This window comes from Pseudoalteromonas ardens (genome assembly GCF_030125445.1).
Taxonomy (GTDB): domain Bacteria; phylum Pseudomonadota; class Gammaproteobacteria; order Enterobacterales; family Alteromonadaceae; genus Pseudoalteromonas; species Pseudoalteromonas ardens.
In genome coordinates, this window is sequence record NZ_JASJUV010000002.1 from 426931 (window position 1) to 453251 (window position 26321).

Sequence of the window (26321 nt, forward strand, 5' to 3'; positions counted from 1 at the left end):
GATGAATGTCTACAGGTGTTGTAGGTGCACTATCTCAGGCAAAGTGACAGGCAGACACATAGCGCAATTCAATGACAAGGCTGATCGTTGCTAAAGCGGTCAGCCATGCATGCTCAGTATGACTTAGTTATTTAGCCTCACTTAAAATTTGCAAATTATCGGTAACGCCTTTGGCCATTGGCACCAGGAAAATTTGTGCTTCCTTGAGGCGCTCAGTTGGTACGCCAAGAATATATTGGTCGCCAAACTTATACATTTGTTGTGACTCATAGCGGCTTGTTTGACGCCAGAAAAGGTCTCCCTGTTCATTGTAGCCATCAATTTGCAGGATAATTTCTGGTCTTAGCTCAATAAAGTTGGCGTTTAGCTCTTGTGCGCCAACCGCCAAGTCAGAGCGCTCAGTATAATAAATGGTCACAAACAGATTTAGGTAAGCCCCCTCAACCAGAGGGTATTCATACTCAACGCTTACCAGCTCGTTATCGTCACCGTATTGCATACTCACTTCAGACTCTGTTACAGGGTTCAGTGGTAGTGCAGCACGCTGGCGAATGCCATCAACCAGAGTCGTTTCAAAAGTATGTAGCTGCTCCATCAACTCATTTCTCTGAGCCGGGTCAAACATGTCCAGGATCTCCTGAACGCCCTTAATGGCTTTGGTTACCTCTGAATAATCACCAGACAGATTTTGCTCTGGATCTCTGATCGGTGCCAGTTCTACCTGCAATGTGCGGATATTGATATTGCCCTGATAATCATGCGTCAGCGGTTTACTGGCGCACCCAGCGACTAAAATCATCAAACCCAGTAAAAAGAAATGTGTTAACGTTTTCATATTGCCCTTTTGTTTAATCTACTTTGCTTTCATTCAGCACCAGTACTCACGGCGTCCTCTGTAAACAGATTTCTGCGCCACTCCTTTCCCCCCGTTAAGCAGGTGAGAATATCCACTTGCGCGCAATAATAACCTATAGAACACTTCTGGCAATAGTGTCTTAATGTATTCCAATTGTGAGAATAAGTAGATTAGCAAATAAATGAGTGTCAACTTACTGGTACAAGGATATACCGGGCCTGAAACACCATAACCGTATATTTGTCCACTTTGTAAGCTAAATCGGAAACTCATCGGCCAAATGCTGCCATATGATATAAACTGACCTGAGCAACTGGGATAATTAACATGAAAATGAAATTACTTTGTCTACAACTCGCAGCACTCATTGCACTGAGCGGCTGCCAGTCTTCCGGTAAATCTCACCAAACTACTACAGGCGCAAACGGGCACTGCAACCCCCTTAGCTACCAGTGTCATCAACAACGTAAAAATAGCCCAATCAGCCCATCAATTCTGGCCAAACTTGAGCAGGCTGATACACTGAGCCGTTCAGGTAAAATACTTCCTGCAATGGAACTTTTAGAGGGCCTGACCCCAGCTACTAATGCTGAGACTGCTGCAATAAACTATCAACTTGCGCTGGTGCACGATCGCAACCAAATGGACCATATGGTGGTATATTACGCACAAGCCGCGCTGTCCGGGCAACATTTGGACTCAGAAAAACACGCGACACTGTTACGCCTTGAACTTCTGAGGTTATTCAGGCTGGGGTATTTTGATGAGGCTAAAAGTAAGATCGGTGCCTACTACACATATATGGAGATAACAGCAGACAGATACCTGGACCCGGTGCTGCTTTACATTGCCTTACAGCAGGATGATAAAACGGCAATGAGTACACTCAGAGAGAAAATGAATAAAAGCCCTCAAAAGTCAGATGCCTACGCCAGTTTTGTCGCACTGACCTCAGTGAAAATAGAGCAAGCAAAGCAACCCAGGTTTTCTTTACCCATGGAGCCCGTTGTTAAATATCAAGTGCCGTACGACTATCCGAGAGAAGCAGCTTCCCAGGGAATTGAAGGCCAACTATCGCTACAATTTGATATCGATAATCAGGGCAAGCCCGTTAACATTACAGTCTTAGAATCAAGCCCTACAGGCGTTTTCGACCAGGCTGGGATTGATGCATTAACGCAATGGCGTTACCTGGTCAATCTGGACACGAATGGCAAAGTGATCGACGGCCAGGCAATTAACATTGAATTTCGCTGGGGCCTGAATTACTAACCGTTTACCCGCTTTCAAACCAGAACAGGCCTTATAACAGGCTCAATTTAACGACGTAACCTGATACCCAGTCATAACAGAATAAGCCTGAAAACGACTTGGGCTTATTCTGATTACTAGGTTGCAACAAAGCAAACTTTGTCGCTAACCCACCATGAGCTCATCATGCTGTTGATACAAGGTAGACGCTTCAAGCTGCTGGCCTTTCACAATACTGAAATGCCTGCCACCAAAACGGACTCTCCCTCGCTTGCGCTCAATAAGAGATTCGGCCATGGATTTATCTTTCATACGGTCAACAAACTGCTTGCGTGCACGGTGGATCTGAATATTGATATGGCTCTCTGTCAGCCCTAAGTCACGCGATAATTGCTTCACCGACACCCACCCCTGTGACGCATCATCGACTTGATGTTGCATATCTTTTACCTTGTATCGCGCCAATAGTGCGGTCAGATAATGGTGTGTCCGGGTTTCAAAATCGACTTTTTCTTGCGCTTGCTTCACCTGTAATTCAGCATACTCTTCATCCTGGCTCAGTGTGAACAAATATTCTAAGTCACCAGGATCAGTTTCAGCCACTTCTGCAGTACACTCCTGCTGACTTGCTCGTGTCTGGATCAAGCTCCAGACCTGTTGCGCAAAGCGCAGTTGTTCACCATCGGTGATGCTAACCGGGTGTTCAGAGCCAACTTCCTCATAACACCAGGTCTGCTCTGTGCTATTAAAATACACGATCAGCTCAGGATCTGACTCGCTGGGTAACAAATGGTAGTTTTCCAACTGGATCACCGGCTCCTGACCATCAACCAGTTCGTCATGACTATAGGGCACCAACAAGTCTTCTGGTGGTGCCAGGTCTGTGACACTGAAACTGTGACAACTTGAGTCGGAAAACCGAATTTCGTCATTTATGTTTAATGCAACATCCTGGTTGTAAGGCACTCTGACATCATTTAACCAGGTGCCATTACGACTCAAATCACGCAAAAACCAGTAGCCCTGTTGCCATTCAATTACGGCATGGATCCGCGAAATAGCCAATTCATCAAAGCAGCTATCCACGGAGTGTTTGAGTCGCCCAAATCGATGAAATGACTTTAAATATAAATACTTAGATTGCTGTTTATGCTTTAACGTGGCCATAGTCGCTCCTCGATAACGGCTCCGGGAGGCTGTCACATATCGTGTTAAGCCAAAACCCAGTTTACTGTCCCTTTATAAGCATAACACCGTTTGCTGAAAACACAGATTTCACCACATTACACCTAAATATTGTTATATTCAAAATAGTTACTTCTGGCCTCTTAGCGGATAAGCTGGCATTTGATTTGCTTAGACGTTACTATGACAATTCGGTACATATGGCGCTTTTCCAGGCCACTTTCCCGACATAATAAATACGTTTAACGCGTTGCCATCCGTAAGGCACAAGATAATAGATAACATGGATAAATCGCACCAACCTTCACACACAGCGCAGCCAGCGGATCACACTATCAGTGCCCGGCAAACTGATTTACCCGAACATTATCATGTTACAAAAGTGTTAGGGAAAGGAGGGATGGGTGAAGTATTGCTTGCAGAAGATACCCGGCTCAACCGTCTGGTTGCCATCAAGCGACTTAAGATACAAGGCACAGATGAAGATATCTCTGTTGCAATTGCTGAGGCACAGATCCTCGCAAGACTAAATCATACTCACATCGTTCAGCTTTACGACATAATAACGACGCCCTCGCAAGTCTTCCTGATCATGGAGTACGTTGATGGCAACACCCTGCTTTTTCACCAGAAAACTCACGTACTAACCCTCGAGCAGAAGCTCTCACTGCTGATACAAATCGCCAATGGCGTTGCAGCGGCCCATCAGTGCGGTGTGATCCACTGCGACCTGAAGCCGTCTAATATCCTGATCGATATAAACCAGCTAGTCAAAATCACTGATTTTGGCATTGCGCGCCTCAATCAGGCACATGAAGATGAGCACACCACTAAAGTGCATCAGAGCCATGGCAGTATATTGGCTGCCTCTGCGGAACAATTACGCGGCGATCCCCTGACTCCCCAGTCAGACTTGTTTTCTTTTGGCGTACTGGCGTATGAACTTATCAGTGGGCGACACCCATTTGGCAAAACCAAGATACGTGGACGTGTTTTAAATGGCGAACATGATGATGCCAAAGAAATCTTACCTGCTCTACCAGAGTCACTCAGCTGCCTGTTGAACCAGCTACTTTCGGCCACCCCAACGGAGCGTCCGGCAGATGCCAGACAAGTGGCCAAGCGTTTGGAACAAATTCTGATAGCACTCACACAAAACGCGATATTAGAACAAGAAACTGTGCCGCTACACGCTGAATCTGAACAGCAAAACAAGACACCTAAGATCAGATGGTACACGAATCGTCGCGTCGTATTTTTGGCTTCGTTTTGCATCATGGTGCTTACGCTCATCACCTTTTTCCTAACCTTGAATGGCTCAGAGCGCACGGACAGCACTCGTTATATTGCAGTGCTCAAGCCACCACAAAAAAGCGTGGTGAGTGCAACCATCAACCAGGCTATCAGGCAATACATTCTGCAAAATGAAGGGTTGGAACTGGTGGTTTATAACCATGAGGCCTATCCCAGCCTTAAAGAAGTGGCCCGCGCAACGGGGGCCACTGATATTATTACCAGCGAATTAGACTGCTCTGATGCCAGCTGCGAAGTCACATTCAGCAGATTATACGGCAACAAATGGACTGTTCAGCAGCAAGTATCCTGGCCTATGCCAGCCAACACGCACCTGAATAACTTCTACACGGCTCAGCAGCATGCCGCCAAACTATTTGGAGAAATTGCACCAAAAAAAGTGCAACGCTGGAAGATAAACCAAAAAGAATATCTGGATTATCTTGCCATATATGAAGATGTTCACACCAATGGGGCCTACAACATCGAAAGTCTCAACAGACTTGAGGTACTTTTAACTGACGCTCCTGCACTTTCTGCCGCATATGCCTTGCTGGTCGATGTTGGATTGAATATTTACCATCAAAGTAAAGACAACGCGATACTGACTCGGTTGAGCATGAGGCTTAATAACGCGCCCATAAACTATAAACAAAGTGTCCTTTTTCAAAGAGAAATGATGTTTCTGGCGCTGGAAAAAAATGATATGCAAGCATTTGACGTGCATTATGAAAAAGCCAAAGCCAAGTCACTCAGTGACTACGACGCGCAAATCATTTTAGCGCTCAAAGCGAAAAAACAAGGCGCGCTCGACCAGTCTATTGAGCACCTCGAGCAGGCACTTGCTTTGCGTAGTAGCACTGATGTGATGTTTAACCTTGCCAATGATCTGTATCTAAATAGTCAGTTTGAACGTGCGGTCTTCATGTTGAATAAAATTATTCAAATCACACCCGATGACTACCTGGCGAACCAACTGCTTGCAGACATCTTTATGGTTCAGGGACAATTAGATAAAGCCATCAGTCGATATCGGATCGTAGTGCAAAAAGACCCGCAACCCATGGACCTGAATATGCTGGCGTTAACCCTGATGCTAGCTCAACAATATCCGGCAGCGCTGGAAGTCGCCAGAACTCTGCCTGATGTCGAAAATAATACCTTGTTTTTACTGAACCTTGCCGACATTGAAAAACTCAATGGGAATATGCAAGAAGCAACGCAACATTATCAACGTGTTATCCATTTAAATGCCGATCAGCACTCGATGTACGAATTGCTCGACAAAGCGCAAGCGTACGCCCAGCTGGGTCAGTTTGAACAAGCAATCAGCACCTTAAATCGTGCAATTAAGCTTTCTCCTGACAACAGTGAGTATGCTTTCACCGCAGCCCTGGTGTATACATTGGCCAACGAGCAAACGTCTGCAATCGTTCATGCCAAAGCGGCATTAGAAGTGGGCTACGGCACAGTTTGGTTTAATTTACCCTGGTTCAGGCCTTTGTGTGGTAATCCGGGCTTTCTCGCATTATTGACACAAGAAAGCCCGCTATGCAGAACTAGCCCTCAACCTGAGGGCCTTTGATTCTGTTTAGCCTGGCTTATTTCTTCGCACGCCCACTCTCGGGTCCTGTGAGTAGAATATTTCGTTCAGTTGCCCCGCTGAGTTATTTAACCTCACAGCAACGAAACGAAAATCAATGGTTTCGAACATGTCACCCGGCAAAGCGGCATTGCGAAGCACATTATCAATCGTCAGCACCAGGGTTTTACCTGAGCTTTGTACTTCTGCCGTCAGATTATAATCCTGTGCATCTTGCTCACTGGACAGAGAAATACCATTTTGCCAAAAGCGCCAGTCTCCGGCAGTGCACTCTTCCATCTCAACAATAAAAACAGCCTGTTGTTTTGAGATAAGCGCACGGCGAGCATTATCTGAAATGCCAGGTATATCACCCAGATCAAACTCAACATTGAGTTGAGCATCTTCCGACACTAACTTATATTCTCCACAGTCCGGATCGTAGTATTTTAAACCCCATTGTTCACTCGTACCCGTCGGGCTAAGTCGAAACAAAAAACTCTTACTGTTGAGTTCTACACTCATAACTTCATTTTGCATTTTCGTCATTCCTTATCGGTTATGTCGCAGCTCAGCTTACTTCGTGTTTAGAAAAAACACCAATGAAATCCGCCAATTATTATTCTTTTTATCACAACAAAAATTCTCTTACCAGCGCATGTAATAGAATGTAATACTGGTGTAATGGTCTGTGTAAGCAATTCTCTTCATAGTATTGTCCCAGATAGGTAAACTGTTAAGTTATCGTTATGACATTTGAACATAATTCACGCCCTGCAGAGATCGAAAAATGCTATACTGATTGCGAAAAAGTAATGTATATCAGTGGTGTACAAGTAAGACCTGCCGGCATTGACGGGGCCAGGCTTGTCGCCGTCGGCGGTGCACAGGCCTTTCAGGCACATCTGGATGCAACCCGCGCAAATTACCCTAACACCCGATTATTACTCACTCTTTCACCTGATGATAACGGCTGGCGCTATCTCAGCCAGGACATTAACGGTCGCCAGGGGTTTTGCCAGAGCGTAGTCGATTTTTTGCAATATTATGATTTGGATGGACTCAATCTGGATGCTGCCTCTTACTATGCTCAACTGGAAACACAAGCAATCAGCGGAAGCACGCGTTATCAAAACCTGATAACCATTTCCTCCCATGATTTTGACGCGCTGCTGTTAGGTTTAAAATATCAGTTTGGCCAGGCAGCACGAATTTGCGGACAAACTTACTTATTAACGCAAGTGACTAACAGTACGGGGCCGCTACTAAACCATAGCTATGCTGGAGAACTGGCACCCAATAGCGATGCTATCGGAGAAATGCAAACCCAGGTAAAAAGTAAAGGCCGCTCAGTCTGTCTGAGCGACAAAGAAGCCGCCACACTGAGTGGCGGTAGCTGCCATGCCAGGATGAGCGGCGTTATCAAATACCGTGGAAACACGCTCAATCACACACAAGAGCGAGATTATTTCAGATATAGCCGTTTTGTAAATTTGATAAATGATTAGAGCTGATAAGACAATCAGCTTGACGCCGCCAGGGCAGTCAGCGCGCTCAAAGCGGCCTGTGCATGGCTGGTCTGTACAAAAATATGATCGTGATAAAATGCAGCAACCACATTGGCACTGATCCCCTGCTCGGTCAGGCATCGCGAAACGGCGGCAGTGAGACCAACGGCATCCAGACTGGAGTGGACGGTCAGAGTTATCTGATTAAATGGCCCTTCAAATTCAAGGCCATACTGCTGCGCAGCTGCTTTCTCCACTATCAATGTTAAGCCTTCGGACTCCTGAAAGGTTGCAATCGGATTCAGTGGTACATACTCCTCAAGGCGACCCGATACAGTGCAAAATACATATTCAGCTTCATGCAAAACGGGTTCCATGGTTTTAAGCAATGCTGCCAATTCAATAATGCCTGCCATTCTTATTGTTCCTTTTTCAGGTTATTTAAACACAGCTACACTCTAGCAAACTCAAAGTACAGCGCCAAATTCGATAAAGCTTCTAGACTGAGGCAAAACAGAGTGCAAAAGCATTAAATTAAACATATAAAACCCATCTTATTCAATTAAAATTAACCCATGTGTAATGAGAAGTAACTAATACTTCGTAGTTTACCCCGATTGAATCCTGAATAAATTCCTTAACTTGTAATCATCAACCACCTAAAAAACCTTGTTTGCAGCCATACAGCCAGGTAATAAGTCACTGAATAGGCAGACTTATTGCTTAAAAAGGAGTTTGGACAGACAAAGTTGTTATTGCTTTGGAGTCAACGATGAACGAGTTAAATCACCCGGCGACACGCCATATGTCGCCTTTCGAACAACATGCGCCCCTTACCAAATCACTCAGCCGATATCTGAACAGCCGGCTGCCGCCACATCTGCTAAAGCAGGTACAGCTGGAAGTCAGCGACTTCAATAACCCGGCCAGAACACATATCTATTTCAATCAAAACACGCAATGTACAAAAGCCGAACAACACAGCTTTCCAATTGTCTATCAGCGAAAAAAGATTGGGGCCCTTAACCTGATTAAGACTCAGGATACACAACCAAATAAAAACCAATTGTCGCTGATAACCAGTCAACTCGCCGTGTTGGTCAGGCGTAATTCTGTCCAGTCTCTGTCACGCCATCACCTTGGGCATGCCATTACTCTGGCGGGCTATAGTGAACCCATCATGGCGCTGGAAAAAACCATAGAACGGATCGCAGAAAGCAATTGCCCCGTGTTTATCCAGGCGGAACCGGGTAGCGAAGTGCTTGACGTAGCCTGCAAACTGCATTTTAACGGCCCATCCAGTACACATTCCTTCTATGAAGTCGATTGCGCGAGCCTGAATGACACCCAATTTTCTGAAAAGCTCCGCCATATTGCTAGTCGCTTCAAACGGGGCTGTGTATTTCTTAATAACCTGGAAAGCCTCAGTCAAACCCAACAAGGCGTGTTGTGTGATATGCTCACCACCCGCAGCTCTCATATTGGTAATGAATCCGAAGTAAACCTGCATCAGATCAGATTAATTTCTGCCAGCAGCGAAAGTATCGAAAAACAGGTCATACAAGGTCGGTTTTCCGCTTCTCTGTGGCAAAAAATAAACTTCTTTTCAATCACTCTGCCGCCCCTGCGCGAGCGTCACGAAGACATATTGCCGCTGGTGGATTTATTTACAAAGCGACATCGACTGTATCAGGAACAAAGGTTCAGCGAAGCCGCTCGCCAACTGCTTTGCGATTATAATTGGCCCAACAATACACAGGAACTTGAAAAAACGGTACTTCGCTTACTGACCTGCACGCAACGTCCCGAGATAGATGTCTGTCATATCAATGAATTGTGCCCGCAGCTGGTATCTGATAGCCAGTATAACAATGCGAATATAACAACACACTGTATTCAGGCCTTGCTCGATCAACAGTTAAGTGCGTTTTCCAAGTTTCATCCTAGTTTACAAAAAGCGCTCAGCTACATTAGTGCACACTGGCAACACGATCTTTCGCTGGGCACACTGGCGGCAAACGCCTATGTCAGCCCTTCTCACCTGTCCTACTTGTTTAAGCGCACACTCGACAGGAGCTTTAAACAAATTCTCGCTGAACTGAGAATACGGCATGCCTGCCTTATGCTCGAGGAAAACCCCAACATGCGGATCACCGATCTCTGTATGGATGTGGGGTTTGGCGATCTCAGTCACTTTGAAAAGATCTTTCGTCGTTTTACCCAGGTATCTCCTCGCGAGTACAAAAAACGCCTGCAGCAGGCAGTGCACTGTCATCCCTGATAGTAATGCAACCGACTCACAATGTGCCATATACCTATTCCCCGGGTCGTCACAAAAATAAGCCCTCGCTGACTTGTTTGTGCACCCGGGAGACCACCTGAAACATGGCTTGTCTGCGCATTGTCATATGCCGCTAAACACATTGCGGTGATTTGCCCGATTACTTCAGTACTTCCCCTCAGCGTTCTACCTACCCCAGGGCTAAGCTCCTGTTAATTATATAAAAGAAGGAAAAAATCGTGAAAAAGCCATTTCTGTTTGCACTGAGTTCAGTGCTTATCAGTCCATCCGCGAACGCTGCCTCCCAACTTAATCTGTCAGGCTATATCAAGGTCGATGCGCTCTATCAGCTGTCAGGACATAGTGGGGATCGCACTGATTATGCCACCTTAGGACACGGGGAACCGACCAACACCGTCCGGGTTCATGCAAGAGAATCACGAGTCCGAGCAAGCTGGCAAAGTGATCAGCACCCCACCCTGACAGGCGTACTGGAACTGGATTTTTTTGCTGAGGGCTCTTACCCCAGTTCTGGCAGTGAAAAAATTGCTAATGGGTCCACACCTCGCCTCAGGCTCGCCTATATAGATTTCGGGCACTGGCAGTTTGGCCAAAACTGGTCGAATTTTGTCGATGTAGCGAGTTTTCCCGAGACACTCGACTTTGCCAACGAAGCCGGCCAGGCCATGCTGCGTCAGGGTCAGATACGCTTCACTCACCGACACGCCAACTGGCAGTTGAGTGTGGCCGCAGAAAATCCACAAACTGATTACACCAGAACTGAATTCTCTGACCAATCCGATTACATCAGTGCCGATCCCGTGTTCGATATGAGCGCCCGGGCACGCCTGACACTCAGTTCAGGGCATATTTCTTTGCAGTCAGTTTACCGTCAATTAAAACTCGAACACGCAGCTCAACCAACCCCGTCAGAAACTAAAACTGCGTTTGGTGTAGGCCTGTCAACCAAGCTCACGCTCGGTTCGAATGCAACACTTAAAGGTTATTTAGGGTACGGCAGGGGATTAGGGCGTTATACCCAGGAAGCCAACAATTACGCCGCTTATCTGACACCCACAGGACTCAATTTGCTCAACAGCGGTGGAGGCTATCTGGCCTATCAGTATCGCTTTGATGAACACTGGCGAAGTAACCTAAGCCTGGGCACAGTGCACATCTCGCATCCCAAACCCATTACCTCTGACAGCCCTCTGTCTTATAAATTCACCTCACTGCACTTCAACACTATCCATCAGCTGACGCCAGCCCTGTACATCGGGCTCGAGTACGCCCTAGTCCGTCGGGAGTTAACCAATCAGCAAACACACTGGCTACGCCGGCTTCAACTATCAACCAAATATCGCTTTTAAGGACGCGACTATGAAATCCAACCCTTTGTTTCTACTCTGTCTGTTATGTTGTTTATTCATCCCCTCTACCTTCGCAATTCAGTCACCAAGCGATGCCCCCGGTCTGGCGCAGGCGCCCGCACTGGCCAAAATACTCAGCCGCGGCACATTGCGTGTCGCAATGTATCACAAAGATACGCCTCCATTTTACTACCACGACACCCATGGCAAGCTAACCGGTGTTGACGTAGAGCTGATCCGAGGGTTTGCCGATAAGCTAGGGGTTACGCTGAACTTTGATCGCAGTGCCAAAACCCTTAATCAGGCCATTGATATGGTTGCCGAAGGCAAAGCTGACCTGGCTATTTGTAAACTCAGTATCACCTTTGAGAGAGCCAGCCGAGTGCTGTTCACCCGCCCCTATATACGCCTGCGTAAAGGCCTGCTGGTGAATCGCATTTTGCTTCAGCAACAACTCAACAATCGCAGCAAAATTGAAACTATCCAGACACTGCAAGGCAAATTGGCGGTGATTGGCAATTCTTCCTATGTCGGTTATGCCAGACAAAGATTCAGCCAGATGACGATCGTGCCCTACCCCACCTGGCAGGACGCCATTCAGGCCCTCAAAGATCAACAAGTGATCGCGGCTTTTCGCGATGAAGCTGAGGTCAAAAAAGTGATAGTCGACAATAAAAACAATGCAATGTCATTACTCACCGTGGTGCTGGAAAAAGACTATGACCCAAAAGGCATTGCTTTGGCACCCAATGCGCACTTTTTAAGAGCGCTGCTCGAATCCTACCTCGATAACCTATCACTGGAACTGAATGCCGACAAAGTCTTGTTCGACTACAACGACGTCATTAATCAGATCCACCGCTATTAACGGAGTAATCATGAATAAGTTTGTATTTTATCTTCACCACCTGAAAAGCAATTGGGCCATCTTTATTGGCGCCGGCGCCGGTATCCATATAGGTCTGAATGAACCCCAATTAATAAAAGTCGTATCGCCACTCGGACAGTTCTATCTCGATATGCTCACGATGTGTGTGCTGCCAATCTTGCTCACAGCAATTGCTTTGAGTATTGGCCGCCTGCTCAATCAACCAGACAGTCAGCGCTTTGTCAGCCGCCTGAGCTGGGTATTTCTGGGCGGTATTTTTGCAGCCAGTGCAACCGGCACTTTGTTTGGTCTGATGTTCAACCCAGGCAGCCACCTGGATACCGCTTCATTAGATGCAATAGGCAACGTGATCCAGGACTTATCTGCAGTCGACCTGGCGGTCGATCTGAATGAAGCTTACCAGCCTCCCAAAGAAAGTTCGCTCCTCCAGGCATTCTTTTTTACCCTGGTCCCCTCCAATATTTTTTCCGCACTGGCCAATGGCTATACCATTAAGGTGCTGTTTTTCGCCATTTTATTCGGATTTGCCATCGGCACCATCAAACACACTGTGGCAGAACACATCTGTACCTCGTTTGAGGCGGTTTACTCAGCTTTTAGTAAACTCGTACAGTGGCTGATGTATGTGTTTCCATTTGGTTTGTGTGGCCTGCTTGCCTCAACGCTGTCGCAAATCGGCTCTGACGCCATTCTGGCCATGATCAAATTTATTCCTGTCGTGATCCTGACTTTTGTCGGCTGGTTTGTACTGATGTGTTTGGTACTGTGGCACCGCACAGGAACCTTCTGGTATTCCCTTAGTGCGCTCAAAGAACCCATTACGGTTTCACTGGGTACCGCAAACTCAATGGCGAGCCTGCCGGCAGCGCTCAGTGCACTGACCGATAAATTTGGTTATCAAAAACAAAAGGTCGATTTACTGGTACCACTGACTTTCAACCTTTGCCGGATAGGTCCGACCCTCTACTTTGCGCTGGCAACCGTATTTGTAGTGCAAATCTATAATCTCGATATCGATCTACTTACCGTGGTGGTGATCATAATAGGTTCAGTTCTGGCAGGCACTGCCACAGCAGGTTCCTCAGGTGTATCCATGCTTACCATGCTGACTTTGGTATCAGGTCCGCTTGGACTTCCACTGGATGCCGTTTTGGTGTTATTCGTGGTGATAGATCCGATTGTTGCCCCCTTTCGGGTGCTGGCCATTGTACACAGCTCATGCGCCATTATCTCGGTAGTGCTACCGAAACCCAACGCAGACGAAAACCGACTCGCACATCAATCTTAGCAGCGCATTCGGGTCGTCAATTAGCGACCCGATGATAGTTCGGACAAAATCAGGGGGACACAAAAGCAGAGCCAGGGTATTGCCTGGTATCAAACTGCGTAAACCCGCGATGATACAATTGTCGGGATAGCCAGTTGCAATGGTAAGCAGCAGCAAGATTAAATTTGTACCAATACGACTCTTTAAATTGACTCAATGCCCGAATGCGACCCGATTTAGTGATCTGGCCATATCGCCGCGCTTGCTCAAGAAAAGCCGTTTCCCGAGATGCTGATCTGCCTTTGTCAGCCAGCTCAGGCATTGTGTATTCACCGAGTAATGACGTCCACAAGCGCTCGCGGCTTATACAGTTCGGCGTTTTTATCATCTGCGAATACAAAGCACACAGCCTGCGATAAATTGCCCGGACACGCGCATTTCTGTGCATTTGCCAGTCGTTACCAGTCAGTTTAAGGGGTTTATTGTGTTGCCAGCATTCCAGCGCGTAACAGGTAGCAAGCCAGCTCTGGCAAAGTGATGGCCAGTGTGACAAAGGCCAGGTACTCTGATAAACGTAAAGACGGCAGCCAAACAAGGCTTCGGACATCCGTCGCACCTCATTGTGATACCGAGACTTAAAAATCACGTCATTGAGCATTCTTCGTGAAAAGCGGCTGTCAGGCTGACACAGCAAAAATGTGGGCAGCCTGTTTAACTGAGGTTTCATTTCAGCTAACCGCCCTGGCATTGGGCTTGACAGGCCCGCTTCGCCAAATGACAGTGCTGAGTCGCGTACTACTTGCTCATACTCACCGAAAGCCGGTAAGTGAGAAAAAGCCAGTTTACAGTAAGCAGGACCAAAACTATCGATATCGTTATCTGCACATCCCGTTTGAACAGGAGTAATATACGCTGAGTCGCAATGCCAGTTTAGGGTCACTTGTGGCATCCGCTGCAACACCCCCTGCCCTGCATACTTCGCCAATCGACGTGCGCTTTTGGGTTCAATATTAAGTGCCAGCCCGGCCAGATAGGTACCATAAAAATGGAACAAGGAATTCATAGAGGCTCCAGAAAGATAAATTGCGTAAAACGTTGAACCAGGCGGCCATTTTGCTTTCCTGGTTCAACACATAAAGGGGCTAGTAAGCCTTTGAGAGAACTGTGCTACTGATTAGCCTGGTGGTGGGCGCGCAGACATTCCGTGAAGCGATTGATGGCCCGCTGCGCAGTCAACTTATCTGGCGTTGATGTTGCCTGAGTCGGGTCACAAGATATTTGCGCAGCTTTAACTCGCTGCTCAATAATGGCCTGAAAGGCCTGCGCAAACGCAAAGCTGCTTAGCTGACAATAAATACGATGTTGTTCGGTACCTGTCTGGTCGTCGCGCGGCAGACTGTAAGAAACCAGGTAAGGCGGTATGTCAGAAACCTTGCTGTGGTTGGCTGCCTGAGGGAAAAGGACGAAATCAGTCGTGCGGTAGCGGTCCATCATGTCATCACAAACAGGGAGGCCACTGGTATTCCCAAGCGCGTAACTACAAAACAACACATCCACACCTTCAAGGAGTTCGGACAATAAGGCATTAAAACCATACCTGACTCCCGGTGGCAGACCTGTTTCTGCCTGTAAGGGGGCAAATGACTCTCCGGTCACGCTGTATTCACTGGCCCAGCTTTGGTGCGGCAAAGTCGGTATAACGCTGTGCCGATTTCGACTGGCCAACGTATAGCCCAAATCGAACAAGTCTGTGACCTCAGGCTGATCTGACAAACAGGCAAATCGACGCCCATCGACCGCCTCACATAAACGAAAACTCAATGTACTCATTTTTTCTGCTCCATAGTTTGAACATTCAACTAGGATCAGAATAAAATTTATCACGCTAATTTATCGGGGGGTTTCTGCGATTTTTTGCTGTAAATCTATGCACTTGTTTATAAAAACATGGCCTGATTAACATGAGGATTGACGGCTATCGCAACTCACCAGCCAACATAATCAGACCATGACACTATGACTGTGCATGGTGACTTGACGTCACTGTATCGATCAGCTCACTGAGCATCAGGTGAATTTGCTCAGGCGTAATACCTGGGTCGCTGGTGAGCTTTTGTTGGATAGCAAGGATCCCAAGGCTGACCGAGGTGAGCTGCTCCAGTTCTTGTAAACGCACTTGTAAAGCCTGTGATTGCGTACTGTTATCAGGCGCAGGCGTGGCTGGCGGAGCAATAAAAGACTGTATCGTTTCAACCACTCGGTCGAGTATTTTGTACACCAGATTAGCCGAAAATCCCCCGACCAATGCCATCGTTATTCTCAGCGCTGCCTGACTGATCTCAGTGCCGCGATGTTGCGCAGCTGTGGCATCAGCTACTGCCTTTAGGTCAATAGGAATAAGTTGTGTAAGAATGATCCCGGCAATCAGACCGACCACAAAACGCACCCAATAAGAACTTTCATATTTGGGATCGTAGCAGCCCGCAGTCACATAACTATTTGCTTTAAACAGCGCGGAAAATGAGGCCCCGATTGCCGCCGCCGCAAGCAAAATTGCCTGTACATAGAGCAGCCGAGTACCTTCCATATCGAACATACTGGCGACCATGTTCTCATTGTTAATATAACTCGACAGACTCAGCGCAATGAGCGCGACCAGTGAGCTGATCGCCACCAGCATCATTTTTCGGATCAGTTTCACCCGACCCAAAAATAATAACCAGGACCCCTTGTGGCTTTCTTCCGCCATCAGCCAGATGGTCTCTGGTTTGGCTGGTGATACCAACTCCGCCAGACGATTGTGTACCCGGGAAAGGTCCCTAGCACCAGTCGCATCCTTGTCCGTCAGGTCTAGTTGATGGAGCATCATCACTGTACTTTCGGGTACCTGCAACCCCTTGCGAAATGCAAATGCCATCATGGCATGACACTCCTCAATGAGTTGCGTCCATGGCCTCAACCGGACCCCTGTAGTCCCGGCTCCGATCTCTTTGCTGACAGCCTGCGTTACCATTATTTGTTCTCCCTGATTCACCAGCGAAACTTGCTCACCAGCTGACCCTGATAGTCAAGCAAACATGTTTCGCCTCCCTCACGCGACCACAGAGCCTGTGGACTATTGAAACTAAACCCGCCAGTTTGTGGATTGCACAGGCTTGTATAAACTCGCACCATGCCCTGAGGACGTAATACTGCGCCAGAGGGAAACTCAAACTGCTGAGATTTATCGCCGCTAATAGACCAGCCACTGAGATCTACCCAGGCCGATCCCAGATTGGCAATTTCGACATATTCATCGTGCTGTGCTCTGTCATAATGGACCTGACTGATCGCAACTTCACAGTGAGCAGCAACACCATATTTCCAGCAGCAGATCTCAGCCCAGCTTACATCCAGCAAAGTCGCGCTGTCCCCCCGGTTATTCCAGATAGGTCTGGCGCTGGCAAAGCTTGGGGTTGAGTCACACTCACTGGTTGCTATGGTGAGCGTTTCCCGCGGGTACAGCAATGTTCGGCGCGGAAAAACCAGCGACTGTCCTTGATCACCCGCGCATAATCTCCAGCCATGTAAATCAACTATTGCCGGGCCCCGATTGAAAAGCTCTATGTATTCTTCCTGATAATTCACATGACAGATCTGGATCTGATGTGCCGATAGCAGTTCAAAACATGTTTGCCACCAGACCGACATGGCATCCACGTCCTGAACAGTGTTACGCGCCTGAACAAAGTTTTCTTTGCATTGCTGTAAAACAAGATGCTCCAGTCTTTGCCAGCACAGTTCGCTATTTTGTAAATAAGCAAAGTGACGACTCAGTTCTATCAGTGACATTTTGCTGATTGCATCCATCGTCACACTCCCTGATCTATCGACATAAACTGTTTGGCACGATTTAAAAATGCCGCCCTGTCCTCCAGGCCATGAATCCCGCCGTTGATTTTTCGCGTGATGGCGACCAGTTCATCCTGATCAGCAAGCCTGTTTAATTTGCGACTTTGCCAGTAAAAGCAAGCCGATCTAACAGCAACCTCCGGCTCACTGCATAGCAATTCAGGATGGCTAAGCAAGTCCTGCCCTATTGCTTCTGAGCATCTTTGATAGTTACTTTTACCTGTCAGCTGTATCAATCCCCGACCGCGATAGCGCCAGCCGTCCCCGGAAGCTTCATCGCCATTGCCCATTCTATCGGCATACACCCGATTGGCTATCAGCTCTGGTTTACGCGCATAATCAGCAGCAATCGTCTCATCATCAAAGTACTTGCCAAATACGGTGCGCAGTGCCACTGCTGAATAATTGAGGTTTTCCTGCTTATATTTCAGGCTGCCACTTTCGTGACCAATTTGTGCTAAAAAGTGCGCCACCCGTAATGGCGTTGTTATCTCGTACTCGGGCAACACTGAGTTGAGCGCACTCAGGTAATAGCGAATGTTATCAACGCTGGCATGGGGCATAATGTCCTTGATAAGGCTTTGTTTAAGCTGCATGGTGGTTATCCTGTGATCTGTTTAGATGACCACCAGTTTGCCTAAACACCGATGCAGAGACTCGGACAATCCCATGCCGGTTCGCTGGTATTCTACGATTTGCAACAGCAAGAATGGCTGTGAATTTGAACTAAGAGAAAGACAAGGATACGGGCCTAGTGGCCGGAGCTGGTCAACTCAGCGAGACGCGTCTGATAATATTGAGCCCGGGCGGTATCTCCGATGGCAAGATAATGCTGCACCGCAATCTCAAAGCAATCAACCAGTCTGTTGGTCAACTCCAAAGAAGCAAAGTGTGCGATCGCAGTCTCAATCGCCTGAGGCACATCATGGTGTTCGAACGTAACTCGCCACAACACATTGTGATAAATCACAAAAGACAAAATCTCTATATTGTTCAGTGTCCTGTCGGCTTTCATTTGTGCCAGTAGCTGCATGTCCTGCTCGGCCTGAAGCCAGTCCAGCCGCTGCGGTGTATACTGCCAACCCACCCAGCGATAGTAAACCTGCTTTTCAGGTTGCTCGCTGTACTGAGCCTGTAATTTGCTCAAAAGCGCCTGTGCTTGTGCCTGCTCGCCACGAGAAAACGCCAGTTTGCTGCGCATAAAATCAATGGCTGGTGCCAATTCAGTATGTTCGAACCTGACAAACTCAGCAGCCTGAGCGATTTTGCCTTCAGCCAGTTCACCTTGTCCTTGCTTAATGTACACCGCCGCTTGCTTGAGCCGGGCCAGTCCCATTTGTGCCACGTCATGCCTTTTACTGGCATATCGATAGGCATTATCGTAATACTGTAAAGCCTGCTGATAAGCCCCCTGCTGACGTTTACGATCCCCCTGAGCCAGCCAGGCTGAAGCCTGCCGCTGATAGGTGTTAACCTGATAATTTCGCTCCGGCGCCGAGGAACAACCGGTCAATCCACTCAGGACGTAAAGTAATATCAGACAAGGTGCCTTAATCATGCATTTCTATCCCTTCGTTGTCGACGGGCGCACTGATCCCCTCTCTGAAAACGGGATGATTATTAAGCGCCTCCAGGGTTTTTTCCATTTGTGTCAAAACTTGCTGCACACTGTGTACAGTCAGGACAAACTGCTCTCGCTCACCGTGTACATCTTTGAGCATTTGCTGCATCACAGTGAGATTCGCATTAAGGTTGTGCAGGACCAGCGGAAGCTGGCTATCGGTGATTTCTTTCACCAGTTCGGTGGGCTGACCATAGGTTGTTAAAGTCGATTGTGCCTGGGTCAGCATACCATCTGTTTTCACCAGGGTCTGATTAAGCTGACTGAGTAATTGCGGCATCTGAGCCAGCCAGACCTGACTCTGCTTAAGGGTTTTCTCAGCTTCAGGTAACAATTCGCTTTCGCGCAATTCTTCACTGACTATCATGATGTGATCACTGATCTTTGCCACTCTGTCGAGTGCTCTGAACAAGGAGCCTGCTTCGGGGTTGTCTTCCTTTTGCAAATTCTGCAAAAGATCCTGAATACTGGTCAGGATCGATTCCACATCGTCTTTTGAGCGCGATACATAGCCAGCAGCGAGGTATTGCTGACCAAGCGCACTATTGATGTGTGGTACCAGTGCTCCTGCTGGCAAGGCCACAAAAGGACCTACTTTGTCTGCTTCAGGCAACAGCAAATCTAACGTCGTCACTTCATCAAAAATAGGATGTTGCTCGCCCGTTAGCAGCGCATATTTTACGACTTTGGTGCTGTATTCTTGAAACACCCAAAACTCAACGTCAATCTCATTGCTCTGCAAATTGAGCTGATAACTGTCAATCCGACCTATTTCCATCCCTTTGAAATATACGGCAGGCAACGCACTCAAGCCGCGCGCGTTATCCAGTACCGTCTTATAATAAACTTTGTCAGCAAAGGTGTGATTATTCACCAGGATCATGATGCAAAATGCAGCCAGAAGTAGCACCCCGGTGAGGCTGAAAGCGATGACTATTCTATTGGCATTTTTGGGCTTGTGCTGCATGCTCACTCCCCAGGGTTAATTCATCCACAAATCCCAAATGCACTTGGTGGTCTGCCAGGCGGGTGATCAACTCCTGACGATTTGAGCAAAGCACCAGTGTCGTTCCTTTTTCTTTAAGGTGCTTAAGTAGCTCTAGCTCATGCTGACACCAGGCGCGGTCAACCTGTGCCATTGGCGCATCCCAAATTAACGCTTTTGGCTCCATGATCAACGCGCGGGCCAGCCCGGCAAGTGACGCCAATCCGGAAGACAAACGGTCAGTGCGTTTATCCAGATATTGAGTTAAACCGAACTGCTGGCAGATCTCCCAGACTTTTTGGCGCTTTTCGTCCGAACTCAGCCGGCTGTGATGGCGATTTAATGGCAATAGCAGGTTTTCTTCGAGCGTCAGGTTGGATATCAGTGCAGATACCTGGAAGATCACTCCCAGATCACGGCGAAAACGCGCATACTGCAACGCCGTCATTGTCGCTATCTGTACGCCATCGATCAGCACATGGCCTTGTTGAGGGCGGGTGATATCACAAATAATGTTGAACAAAACCGATTTACCACTGCCTGAGCGTCCGGTGATCAACAAACACTCTCCCGACCCAACCGTTACGTTTATATTGGCAAGAATAGGTTGATCTGCCACGCTGTGGCTTATGTCTTTTAGTGCTATTTTCATCACCAGTCACCCATCAGAGCAAAATACAACAAAGTGAACATCACATGGATCACACATAAGGCAATCAAGCCCCGACCAACTGCTTTAATATTGCGCTGCGGCACCTCTGTAATCGCACTTTTCACGGTCAGGCCGTGATAGCTGGCAATCAAACTGATCATTAATCCGGAAAATGCGACCTTAGCCAACATGACCACCATATCGAGCCAGTGCAACTGTGCCATGAGCTTAGCGAAAAACGTGCTCAGAGGGATCGAGGCAAATGCATTGCTAACCAGGTAACCGCCAAAAATGCCGCACGCAACAAAGTAACTCATGAGTAATATGAGCGACGCAACCATGCCCAAAACCCTGGGCGCAACAAGGTAGGAGATGGGTGATACGCCCATGGCTATCAATGCATCTATCTCCTTACGAACCACCATATTGCCCAGCTCTGTGGTAATTGCAGTACCCGATCGGGCCAGTACCACAAAGCAAACAATAAACGGGCCGAGATCCCTGACAATGGTTGAAATCAAAATGGCATAGGTCCACTTAACCTGGCCAATGGAAGACAACAAAGGATAGCCCTGTACAATGATCAAAGCACCTATCAACAAGGCAATCAGCATCACCAGACCGAGTGCCTCGACACCAGTAAAACGGATCTGACGTAATAAAATTTCCAGACTAATTGAACGGTGACGATGAAAGACTAAAAAGTCAGATATCACATAGGCTGAAAAAGGTAAAAATCCATACTTAATCATTACTGCTCCCTATTGTATTGGTACAACAGACACAGCATGCTCTGGCCCTAATTGATTCAGTTAACTTTAAGCGTAGCAGTAATTTGGTGTAATACCGTGAACAAAAAGTGATTACTTCAAGAAGCCTGATTTTGTTTGTTAGATTCAGAAGGAAAACTTATCTCAGTATGATGCAAAGAAAGCGTAACCCCGGCTAGAAGTAAGAAGAACTGCGCACATTTGATACCGGTCAATGTTAATTCAAATCACAATGCTAGGCTAATTACTCCAAATCGCGTGCTGCTTAACAGGGAAATCATGATGACAGACAGTCAAACGACAAACGCGCCTGCAGGCTTATTACAGAAGAAACGCCTCTGGCTGCAAATTCTAATCGCACTGGCGCTCGGCATTTCAGTTGGCTTATTGCTTTCTCCACAAGGCGCCGCCCTGGTCAGCCACTCTGCTGCTATGGACATCGCACAATGGGTTGCCCTGCCCGGACGGGTATTCCTTGCGCTGATCCAAATGGTGGTGATACCACTGGTTTTATCTTCCATTATTTTGGGCATTGCAGGTAACAAAGACACTGACTTTTTAAAGAAAGTCGGGATGCGTATATTACCTTACTTTGTCACAACCACCTTCATTGCAGTTATGCTTGGCCTGGCGGTGGTCTATCTTATAGAGCCGGGTAATTATGTGGACAGTGGTTTGTTCAGTGCCATTGTGGATCAATCTGTTCAGGTTGTCGCAACGCAAGCAACACAAACCTCTATACCGGATAAAGTCGCAGCCATCATTCCCGCTAATCCAACGCAATCCACGCTTGATAAAGACATGTTTGCCATCGTCATTTATGCCAGCTTTATTGGCATGGCGCTGACCACCCTGGCAGATCGGCGCAAAACCCTGATGATAGATTTTATGGATGGGATCCAGTCTGTTTCACTGCAAATCGTTAACTGGGCCATGCTGTTGGCACCGTTTGCAGTATTTGGCCTATTGTGTGATATCACCATACGTATTGGTGTGGATGCATTAATTGGGGTTTCAGCCTATGTTGCGACGGTTCTGCTGGGACTCGCAGGCTTGTTGATTATCTATACCCTGGTTGCCTCATTTGTTGCTAAAATCCACCCTCTGGCTTTTTTACAGGCGATCCGCAGCGCACAATTACTGGCATTTTCAACGTCCAGCTCCGCGGCGGTAATGCCACTCTCTATGCGTACTGCCCAGGAGCAACTTGGGGTAAAAAAACCGATTGTGCAATTTATCGTACCGCTGGGTGCAACCATAAACATGGACGGTACCGCGCTGTATCAGGTCGTGGCTGCGATTTTCCTTACTCAGGTATTTGGCGTTGACTTGTCTGTGAACCAGGTCGTGCTGCTGATCCTCACCACAGTCGGTGCATCAATCGGCTCGCCCAGTACCCCTGGAGTCGGTATTGTGATTCTGGCGTCTGTGTTGGCCAGCTTTGGTATCCCTGCTGCGGGCATAGCACTGATACTCGGGGTTGACCGAATTTTAGATATGTGTCGCACCGTCATTAATGTGAGTGGCGACCTGACAGCCTGTGTCGTAATGAACCACTGGTTAAAAGACGAACTGGCTCTGACTGAGCGGGAACAAACAAGTACAAGGATGGATGACGTGATCACAAACTAGTATCATGTACACCATCTAAATATTAAGCCCAGTATTATCAGGCTTCGCAATTGAGCGAAGCCTGTACTTTACATCTGGCCTGTGCCTCTTCAACGGATTGCCCACCCAGACAAAAATCAAGCCGTACAATTTTTTCTTCAGCCTGGGGCGCAGTATCCGACGTCATTGACCATGGCCACTTTTTTAGTATTTTCTTGCCCGGTCTGGATAAAGACGTAGCCGGAATACCGTGCAATAAAACAACCGACTCGGTGTTTCCTTGTGCATCCAAATTGACCTTAAAAATTGCGCAACCAGCTATGCCCTTGCGTGCCAGAGGGACGGGATAGCGAGACTTATGCTCGGCATCAGGTTTCCAGTATACTTGAGCATTAGTTGGCGTAACTTCTGTCAACCTGATATCACCGTACAAGATTTTGGCCTGAGCATTAAATACACTAACAACTGACAAGCCAGCCAGTAAGATATACCGCATAGTAGATTCCTTTTTACATTATTACTTACTGCGGCATTTGTACCATATTCAGACCCACACCGCCATCAGGCAGAGTTGCGGTGATCAGTTGACGTTATTTTTTTCTAACAGCTCAATTTGTTGCCACAGTGACTCAGCTTCCGATGTGAGCATCGCATAGCCGCGAATATCCCCATTACGCTGAGCGTGCATCGCTTGCTCCAGCTTTGCATCATATGCCTTACGTAACTTTTTGACTGGATCGCGTTTTAAGAATTGAAACATGAACGAACATTCCTGATAACAAATTTTGATTTGTTAAACGTATGACTGGTCACTTTAGATCAGCCAGTCTTCGAATGGAGTTCACCGCAAATTTTATCACTCACTTATAGCCGCAAAATTGCGCGGATATCGCCCGCTTTGCATTATTGACCCAGTGTAATCCGCTGTAATTGCCCACTCTGTATCCCTCACCTATATAAATCACTGTGCTCTTTCTCACACACTCGACTGACAACCAAGCGCAGATGCTTTGAACCCACAGGACAGATACCATGACTGACATTTCGACGCTCCCCCTACCCAAGCCCATTAACTGGGATGACATCAGTTCTCTGGCAGAACTTCATATTGCGGGTCTGGATGGCGTTTTTCTTGAAAATCAGCTCAACCTGCTTTGGTACCTCGAAGCACTCGCCGAAGTGTGCTCAGAAACCCACATAGCCCGGCGTAAGGATATCGCAGCTTTCTGGCAACCGTATTTGTATCGTGAGCCTGGTTATACCCTGCAAAGCTTTTTTGCTCAGTGGTTAACTTACACACCCACACCAGACAACCCCGGCCAATACATCGAGTACTGGGACTATCTAGTGAATACAGAATCCGGCCTGAAACTGGCTAACGACGGCTACTTTAGAGGCTGGTTCAGACAATTTCTGAACTTCCATGGCGACTGGATAAACAGCACATCGTCTACCGGCACATTAAGTGCATGGATGAACTACGCTGGGACAGAGCAGCATCCTTTTAATATTAATCATTATGAACGCCCGGACCCTCATAACCCTCAGGGTGGCTTTGGCTCTTTCAATCAGTTTTTCCTGCGTAACCTTAAGCCGGGACAACGTCCTCTTTGCCCCAGAGCCGGCGAGCAAGGCGTTATTGTCTCCCCCTGCGATGGCGGCGTCTTTTTCCTCGATAAGGGCGGCTATGACGTTAACGAAAGTCATGCTAATAACCACTATGTGCTGCCAGGAAAATCCGGTGATCGCTTTAATCTGATAGACGCTATTCCGGGATACGGGCGCTGTTTCATCGGTGGCCCTTTGCTGGATATCTTGCTTTGGTTTACCGATTATCACCATTTTCATGCCCCCGTTTCTGGCACTGTGATTGACCAGGGTTTGTATGAAGGCGCATATAACTATGACTTTGATAACTTTAATCCGCGTCATCCCTATGACCCGTTACCGCCTAAAAATAGCGATAAGGCCGGCTGGTATCAAAAACTGGGTAAGCATCAGCGCTATGTTTGGGTGATAAAAACGCCCGATCTTGGGCTGGTGGCTATGATTGCCATTGGCTTTTGGGGCGTCGGGAGCATAGTGAATGCCATAGAAAATGGCGCTGAGGTGGAGCGAGGTCAATATATGGGTCACTTTGGCTACGGAGGCTCTTCGATTGTCCTGGCGTTTGAACCCGGCAGAGAATATCAATTTAAAGTCGGTGAGCAACCAGTAAGTGGGCCAAATAACCCAACACAAATGCAAGTCAGAGGGTGCCTTGGCCGAGTTGTTCCTCCACTTGAATGGTAACTGTGAACAGGTTGATATTTGGTCGTTATGCGCCTAATGCTTAAAAGCATCCAGGCGCATAAACTATAGGGCATAGTGTCTGGTCATTCCCCAACTCCATGTAGGGAAAAGACCTGCGCACCTCGTTCCACAGTAAAATTATGAGCTTTGTTTTACAGTGAACATCGCGTCCATGCCATAGGCGGCGTAGATATGTTGCATGGCCTTTTCTCGCGCTTCGTTGACCGCTTCAATAACCGGGTTTAAGCCCGAGCCATCCACTGTGGTTCTGAACGGGCGCTCAGATACCTCTGTTTGTAGCAGCGCCAGTACCGCGTCAGCGACCATTTGCGGGCTGGGTGCATTGTCTGCATCGTGACCTTGCTCGGTGCCTGCCCACATCTGTTCAGGCGCATCAGCATGCTCACCGTAGCTTTCGGTAACTGCTTTATCGCTTGATCTCAGCAGATTTGCACCAAAATCTGTCCCAAATCCGCCCGGCTGCACGATTAAAGACTGAATACCGAACTGAGATAGCTCTACGCGATAGTTTTCTGCCAGGCCTTCAACCGCATGCTTCGTTGCGTTATAAGAGCCCAGGAACGGCAATACGAACTGGCCTAGAATACTGGAAATCTGTACTAAAGCCCCCTGCCCACGTTGTTTCATATGCGGCAACAAAGCACGTGTCATACGCTGCACGCCAAACACATTGATATCAAACACACGTTTGAAATCTTCGATATCAAAGCTTTCCTGCCAGCCAAGGGTACCCACGCCCGCATTGTTGATCAGAACATCAATGTGCCCAGCCTGCTCAATTGCTGCTTTTACCCCAAGCTCCACACTTTCATCGTTAGTCACGTCAATATCGATAACATGGATCCCTTTCGTCCTGAGCTCATTGGCAACCGAGGCATTACGCCCTTGCGGGTCGCGCATGGTGCCCACTACGGTAAAACCATTATCCGCCAGTGTGTTTGCAATTAGGTAGCCAAATCCGCTGTTTGAGCCGGTCACTAAAACTGATTGAGTCAT

Annotated in this window: 25 protein-coding genes; 9 read left to right on the forward strand and 16 right to left on the reverse strand. The window is 47.6% G+C overall.

Annotation, left to right across the window (positions count from 1 at the left end):
* Window positions 1-127: 127 nt before the first annotated feature.
* Window positions 128-835: a hypothetical protein gene (locus QNM19_RS06845; protein ID WP_284026514.1), complete on the reverse strand. Its 708-nt coding sequence runs from the start codon at window positions 833-835 to the stop codon at window positions 128-130.
* A gap of 348 nt (window positions 836-1183) precedes the next feature.
* Between QNM19_RS06845 and QNM19_RS06850 the strand changes: the two genes are divergently transcribed.
* Complete coding sequence (locus QNM19_RS06850) at window positions 1184-2128, forward strand: energy transducer TonB (RefSeq protein ID WP_049864797.1); 945 nt, start codon at window positions 1184-1186, stop codon at window positions 2126-2128.
* Window positions 2129-2272: 144 nt separating this feature from the next.
* Here QNM19_RS06850 and QNM19_RS06855 read toward each other — a convergent pair whose 3' ends face one another.
* The gene (locus QNM19_RS06855) at window positions 2273-3274 is read right to left on the reverse strand and encodes an FHA domain-containing protein (protein ID WP_049864798.1); all 1002 of its coding nucleotides are present in this window, start codon (window positions 3272-3274) and stop codon (window positions 2273-2275) included.
* 301 nt (window positions 3275-3575) lie between these two features.
* Between QNM19_RS06855 and QNM19_RS06860 the strand changes: the two genes are divergently transcribed.
* Window positions 3576-6170 carry a serine/threonine-protein kinase gene (locus QNM19_RS06860; RefSeq protein ID WP_049864799.1) on the forward strand — a complete coding sequence of 865 codons (2595 nt, stop codon included), beginning with the start codon at window positions 3576-3578 and terminating at the stop codon, window positions 6168-6170.
* 6 nt (window positions 6171-6176) lie between these two features.
* Here the strand turns inward: QNM19_RS06860 and QNM19_RS06865 are convergent, their stop codons facing one another.
* Window positions 6177-6707 carry a hypothetical protein gene (locus QNM19_RS06865; RefSeq protein ID WP_049864800.1) on the reverse strand — a complete coding sequence of 177 codons (531 nt, stop codon included), beginning with the start codon at window positions 6705-6707 and terminating at the stop codon, window positions 6177-6179.
* A gap of 209 nt (window positions 6708-6916) precedes the next feature.
* Here QNM19_RS06865 and QNM19_RS06870 point away from each other — a divergent pair, with 209 nt between their 5' ends.
* Window positions 6917-7675 carry a glycoside hydrolase family 18 protein gene (locus QNM19_RS06870; protein WP_049864801.1) on the forward strand — a complete coding sequence of 253 codons (759 nt, stop codon included), beginning with the start codon at window positions 6917-6919 and terminating at the stop codon, window positions 7673-7675.
* A gap of 14 nt (window positions 7676-7689) precedes the next feature.
* Here QNM19_RS06870 and QNM19_RS06875 read toward each other — a convergent pair whose 3' ends face one another.
* Complete coding sequence (locus QNM19_RS06875) at window positions 7690-8091, reverse strand: ACT domain-containing protein (protein ID WP_049864802.1); 402 nt, start codon at window positions 8089-8091, stop codon at window positions 7690-7692.
* Window positions 8092-8447: 356 nt separating this feature from the next.
* Here QNM19_RS06875 and QNM19_RS06880 point away from each other — a divergent pair, with 356 nt between their 5' ends.
* The 4 genes from QNM19_RS06880 (at window position 8448) to QNM19_RS06895 (ending at window position 13503) form a co-directional block, all read left to right on the forward strand.
* The gene (locus QNM19_RS06880) at window positions 8448-9956 is read left to right on the forward strand and encodes a helix-turn-helix domain-containing protein (RefSeq protein WP_049864803.1); all 1509 of its coding nucleotides are present in this window, start codon (window positions 8448-8450) and stop codon (window positions 9954-9956) included.
* 239 nt (window positions 9957-10195) lie between these two features.
* Window positions 10196-11326 carry a DcaP family trimeric outer membrane transporter gene (locus tag QNM19_RS06885; protein ID WP_049864804.1) on the forward strand — a complete coding sequence of 377 codons (1131 nt, stop codon included), beginning with the start codon at window positions 10196-10198 and terminating at the stop codon, window positions 11324-11326.
* A 10-nt stretch (window positions 11327-11336) separates the two neighbouring features.
* Window positions 11337-12194, forward strand: a complete 858-nt coding sequence (locus QNM19_RS06890; RefSeq protein ID WP_049864805.1) for a substrate-binding periplasmic protein — start codon at window positions 11337-11339, stop codon at window positions 12192-12194.
* 10 nt (window positions 12195-12204) lie between these two features.
* Window positions 12205-13503 (forward strand): dicarboxylate/amino acid:cation symporter, encoded by a 1299-nt coding sequence (locus QNM19_RS06895; protein ID WP_284026515.1) that lies wholly within the window; start codon window positions 12205-12207, stop codon window positions 13501-13503.
* 49 nt (window positions 13504-13552) lie between these two features.
* On the opposite strand, the gene QNM19_RS06900 is transcribed toward QNM19_RS06895, so the two are convergent.
* The 9 genes from QNM19_RS06900 to QNM19_RS06940 form a co-directional block, all read right to left on the reverse strand.
* Complete coding sequence (locus QNM19_RS06900; RefSeq protein ID WP_284026516.1) at window positions 13553-14545, reverse strand: hypothetical protein; 993 nt, start codon at window positions 14543-14545, stop codon at window positions 13553-13555.
* A 104-nt stretch (window positions 14546-14649) separates the two neighbouring features.
* Window positions 14650-15312: a hypothetical protein gene (locus QNM19_RS06905; RefSeq protein WP_284026517.1), complete on the reverse strand. Its 663-nt coding sequence runs from the start codon at window positions 15310-15312 to the stop codon at window positions 14650-14652.
* Between the two features lie 184 nt (window positions 15313-15496).
* Complete coding sequence (locus QNM19_RS06910) at window positions 15497-16402, reverse strand: hypothetical protein (protein WP_284026518.1); 906 nt, start codon at window positions 16400-16402, stop codon at window positions 15497-15499.
* A 110-nt stretch (window positions 16403-16512) separates the two neighbouring features.
* On the reverse strand, window positions 16513-17331 hold the full coding sequence (locus QNM19_RS06915) for a lamin tail domain-containing protein (protein ID WP_284026519.1): 819 nt from the start codon (window positions 17329-17331) through the stop codon (window positions 16513-16515).
* A 2-nt stretch (window positions 17332-17333) separates the two neighbouring features.
* A complete protein-coding gene (locus tag QNM19_RS06920) occupies window positions 17334-17969 on the reverse strand; it encodes a glycoside hydrolase family 19 protein (RefSeq protein ID WP_049866134.1) in 636 nt (211 codons plus the stop codon).
* Between the two features lie 155 nt (window positions 17970-18124).
* Entirely contained in the window at window positions 18125-18931 is an 807-nt protein-coding gene (locus QNM19_RS06925) for a hypothetical protein (protein ID WP_049866133.1), read from the reverse strand.
* A complete protein-coding gene (locus tag QNM19_RS06930) occupies window positions 18924-19961 on the reverse strand; it encodes an MlaD family protein (protein ID WP_284026520.1) in 1038 nt (345 codons plus the stop codon). Before QNM19_RS06930 ends, QNM19_RS06925 begins: the two co-directional genes overlap by 8 nt.
* On the reverse strand, window positions 19933-20631 hold the full coding sequence (locus QNM19_RS06935) for an ATP-binding cassette domain-containing protein (protein WP_049866130.1): 699 nt from the start codon (window positions 20629-20631) through the stop codon (window positions 19933-19935). The genes QNM19_RS06930 and QNM19_RS06935 overlap by 29 nt, the downstream gene beginning before the upstream one ends.
* Window positions 20631-21383 carry an ABC transporter permease gene (locus tag QNM19_RS06940; protein ID WP_049866129.1) on the reverse strand — a complete coding sequence of 251 codons (753 nt, stop codon included), beginning with the start codon at window positions 21381-21383 and terminating at the stop codon, window positions 20631-20633. Before QNM19_RS06940 ends, QNM19_RS06935 begins: the two co-directional genes overlap by 1 nt.
* 300 nt (window positions 21384-21683) lie before the next feature.
* Here QNM19_RS06940 and QNM19_RS06945 point away from each other — a divergent pair, with 300 nt between their 5' ends.
* Entirely contained in the window at window positions 21684-23033 is a 1350-nt protein-coding gene (locus QNM19_RS06945; protein WP_049866128.1) for a dicarboxylate/amino acid:cation symporter, read from the forward strand.
* 37 nt (window positions 23034-23070) lie between these two features.
* Here QNM19_RS06945 and QNM19_RS06950 read toward each other — a convergent pair whose 3' ends face one another.
* Both QNM19_RS06950 and QNM19_RS06955 read right to left on the reverse strand, forming a co-directional pair.
* Entirely contained in the window at window positions 23071-23508 is a 438-nt protein-coding gene (locus tag QNM19_RS06950; RefSeq protein ID WP_049866127.1) for an energy transducer TonB, read from the reverse strand.
* 84 nt (window positions 23509-23592) lie between these two features.
* Complete coding sequence (locus QNM19_RS06955) at window positions 23593-23772, reverse strand: DUF6435 family protein (RefSeq protein WP_049866126.1); 180 nt, start codon at window positions 23770-23772, stop codon at window positions 23593-23595.
* Window positions 23773-24044: 272 nt separating this feature from the next.
* On the opposite strand from QNM19_RS06955, the gene QNM19_RS06960 reads away from it, so the two are divergent.
* On the forward strand, window positions 24045-25304 hold the full coding sequence (locus QNM19_RS06960; protein WP_049866125.1) for a phosphatidylserine decarboxylase: 1260 nt from the start codon (window positions 24045-24047) through the stop codon (window positions 25302-25304).
* 138 nt (window positions 25305-25442) lie between these two features.
* Here QNM19_RS06960 and QNM19_RS06965 read toward each other — a convergent pair whose 3' ends face one another.
* Complete coding sequence (locus QNM19_RS06965) at window positions 25443-26321, reverse strand: SDR family oxidoreductase (protein WP_284026521.1); 879 nt, start codon at window positions 26319-26321, stop codon at window positions 25443-25445.

Coding starts and splice junctions, on each gene's coding strand:
- QNM19_RS06945 (WP_049866128.1), top strand. CDS start 21,684: ATGACAGACAGTCAAACGACAAACGCGCCTGCAGGCTTATTACAGAAG.
- QNM19_RS06860 (WP_049864799.1), top strand. CDS start 3,576: ATGGATAAATCGCACCAACCTTCACACACAGCGCAGCCAGCGGATCAC.
- QNM19_RS06965 (WP_284026521.1), bottom strand. CDS start 26,321: ATGACTCAATCAGTTTTAGTGACCGGCTCAAACAGCGGATTTGGCTAC.
- QNM19_RS06930 (WP_284026520.1), bottom strand. CDS start 19,961: ATGCAGCACAAGCCCAAAAATGCCAATAGAATAGTCATCGCTTTCAGC.
- QNM19_RS06870 (WP_049864801.1), top strand. CDS start 6,917: ATGACATTTGAACATAATTCACGCCCTGCAGAGATCGAAAAATGCTAT.
- QNM19_RS06890 (WP_049864805.1), top strand. CDS start 11,337: ATGAAATCCAACCCTTTGTTTCTACTCTGTCTGTTATGTTGTTTATTC.
- QNM19_RS06880 (WP_049864803.1), top strand. CDS start 8,448: ATGAACGAGTTAAATCACCCGGCGACACGCCATATGTCGCCTTTCGAA.
- QNM19_RS06875 (WP_049864802.1), bottom strand. CDS start 8,091: ATGGCAGGCATTATTGAATTGGCAGCATTGCTTAAAACCATGGAACCC.
- QNM19_RS06855 (WP_049864798.1), bottom strand. CDS start 3,274: ATGGCCACGTTAAAGCATAAACAGCAATCTAAGTATTTATATTTAAAG.
- QNM19_RS06910 (WP_284026518.1), bottom strand. CDS start 16,402: ATGATGGCATTTGCATTTCGCAAGGGGTTGCAGGTACCCGAAAGTACA.
- QNM19_RS06935 (WP_049866130.1), bottom strand. CDS start 20,631: ATGAAAATAGCACTAAAAGACATAAGCCACAGCGTGGCAGATCAACCT.
- QNM19_RS06950 (WP_049866127.1), bottom strand. CDS start 23,508: ATGCGGTATATCTTACTGGCTGGCTTGTCAGTTGTTAGTGTATTTAAT.
- QNM19_RS06845 (WP_284026514.1), bottom strand. CDS start 835: ATGAAAACGTTAACACATTTCTTTTTACTGGGTTTGATGATTTTAGTC.
- QNM19_RS06895 (WP_284026515.1), top strand. CDS start 12,205: ATGAATAAGTTTGTATTTTATCTTCACCACCTGAAAAGCAATTGGGCC.
- QNM19_RS06925 (WP_049866133.1), bottom strand. CDS start 18,931: ATGATTAAGGCACCTTGTCTGATATTACTTTACGTCCTGAGTGGATTG.
- QNM19_RS06905 (WP_284026517.1), bottom strand. CDS start 15,312: ATGAGTACATTGAGTTTTCGTTTATGTGAGGCGGTCGATGGGCGTCGA.
- QNM19_RS06900 (WP_284026516.1), bottom strand. CDS start 14,545: ATGAATTCCTTGTTCCATTTTTATGGTACCTATCTGGCCGGGCTGGCA.
- QNM19_RS06920 (WP_049866134.1), bottom strand. CDS start 17,969: ATGCAGCTTAAACAAAGCCTTATCAAGGACATTATGCCCCATGCCAGC.
- QNM19_RS06850 (WP_049864797.1), top strand. CDS start 1,184: ATGAAAATGAAATTACTTTGTCTACAACTCGCAGCACTCATTGCACTG.
- QNM19_RS06940 (WP_049866129.1), bottom strand. CDS start 21,383: ATGATTAAGTATGGATTTTTACCTTTTTCAGCCTATGTGATATCTGAC.
- QNM19_RS06915 (WP_284026519.1), bottom strand. CDS start 17,331: ATGGATGCAATCAGCAAAATGTCACTGATAGAACTGAGTCGTCACTTT.
- QNM19_RS06960 (WP_049866125.1), top strand. CDS start 24,045: ATGACTGACATTTCGACGCTCCCCCTACCCAAGCCCATTAACTGGGAT.
- QNM19_RS06865 (WP_049864800.1), bottom strand. CDS start 6,707: ATGCAAAATGAAGTTATGAGTGTAGAACTCAACAGTAAGAGTTTTTTG.
- QNM19_RS06955 (WP_049866126.1), bottom strand. CDS start 23,772: ATGTTTCAATTCTTAAAACGCGATCCAGTCAAAAAGTTACGTAAGGCA.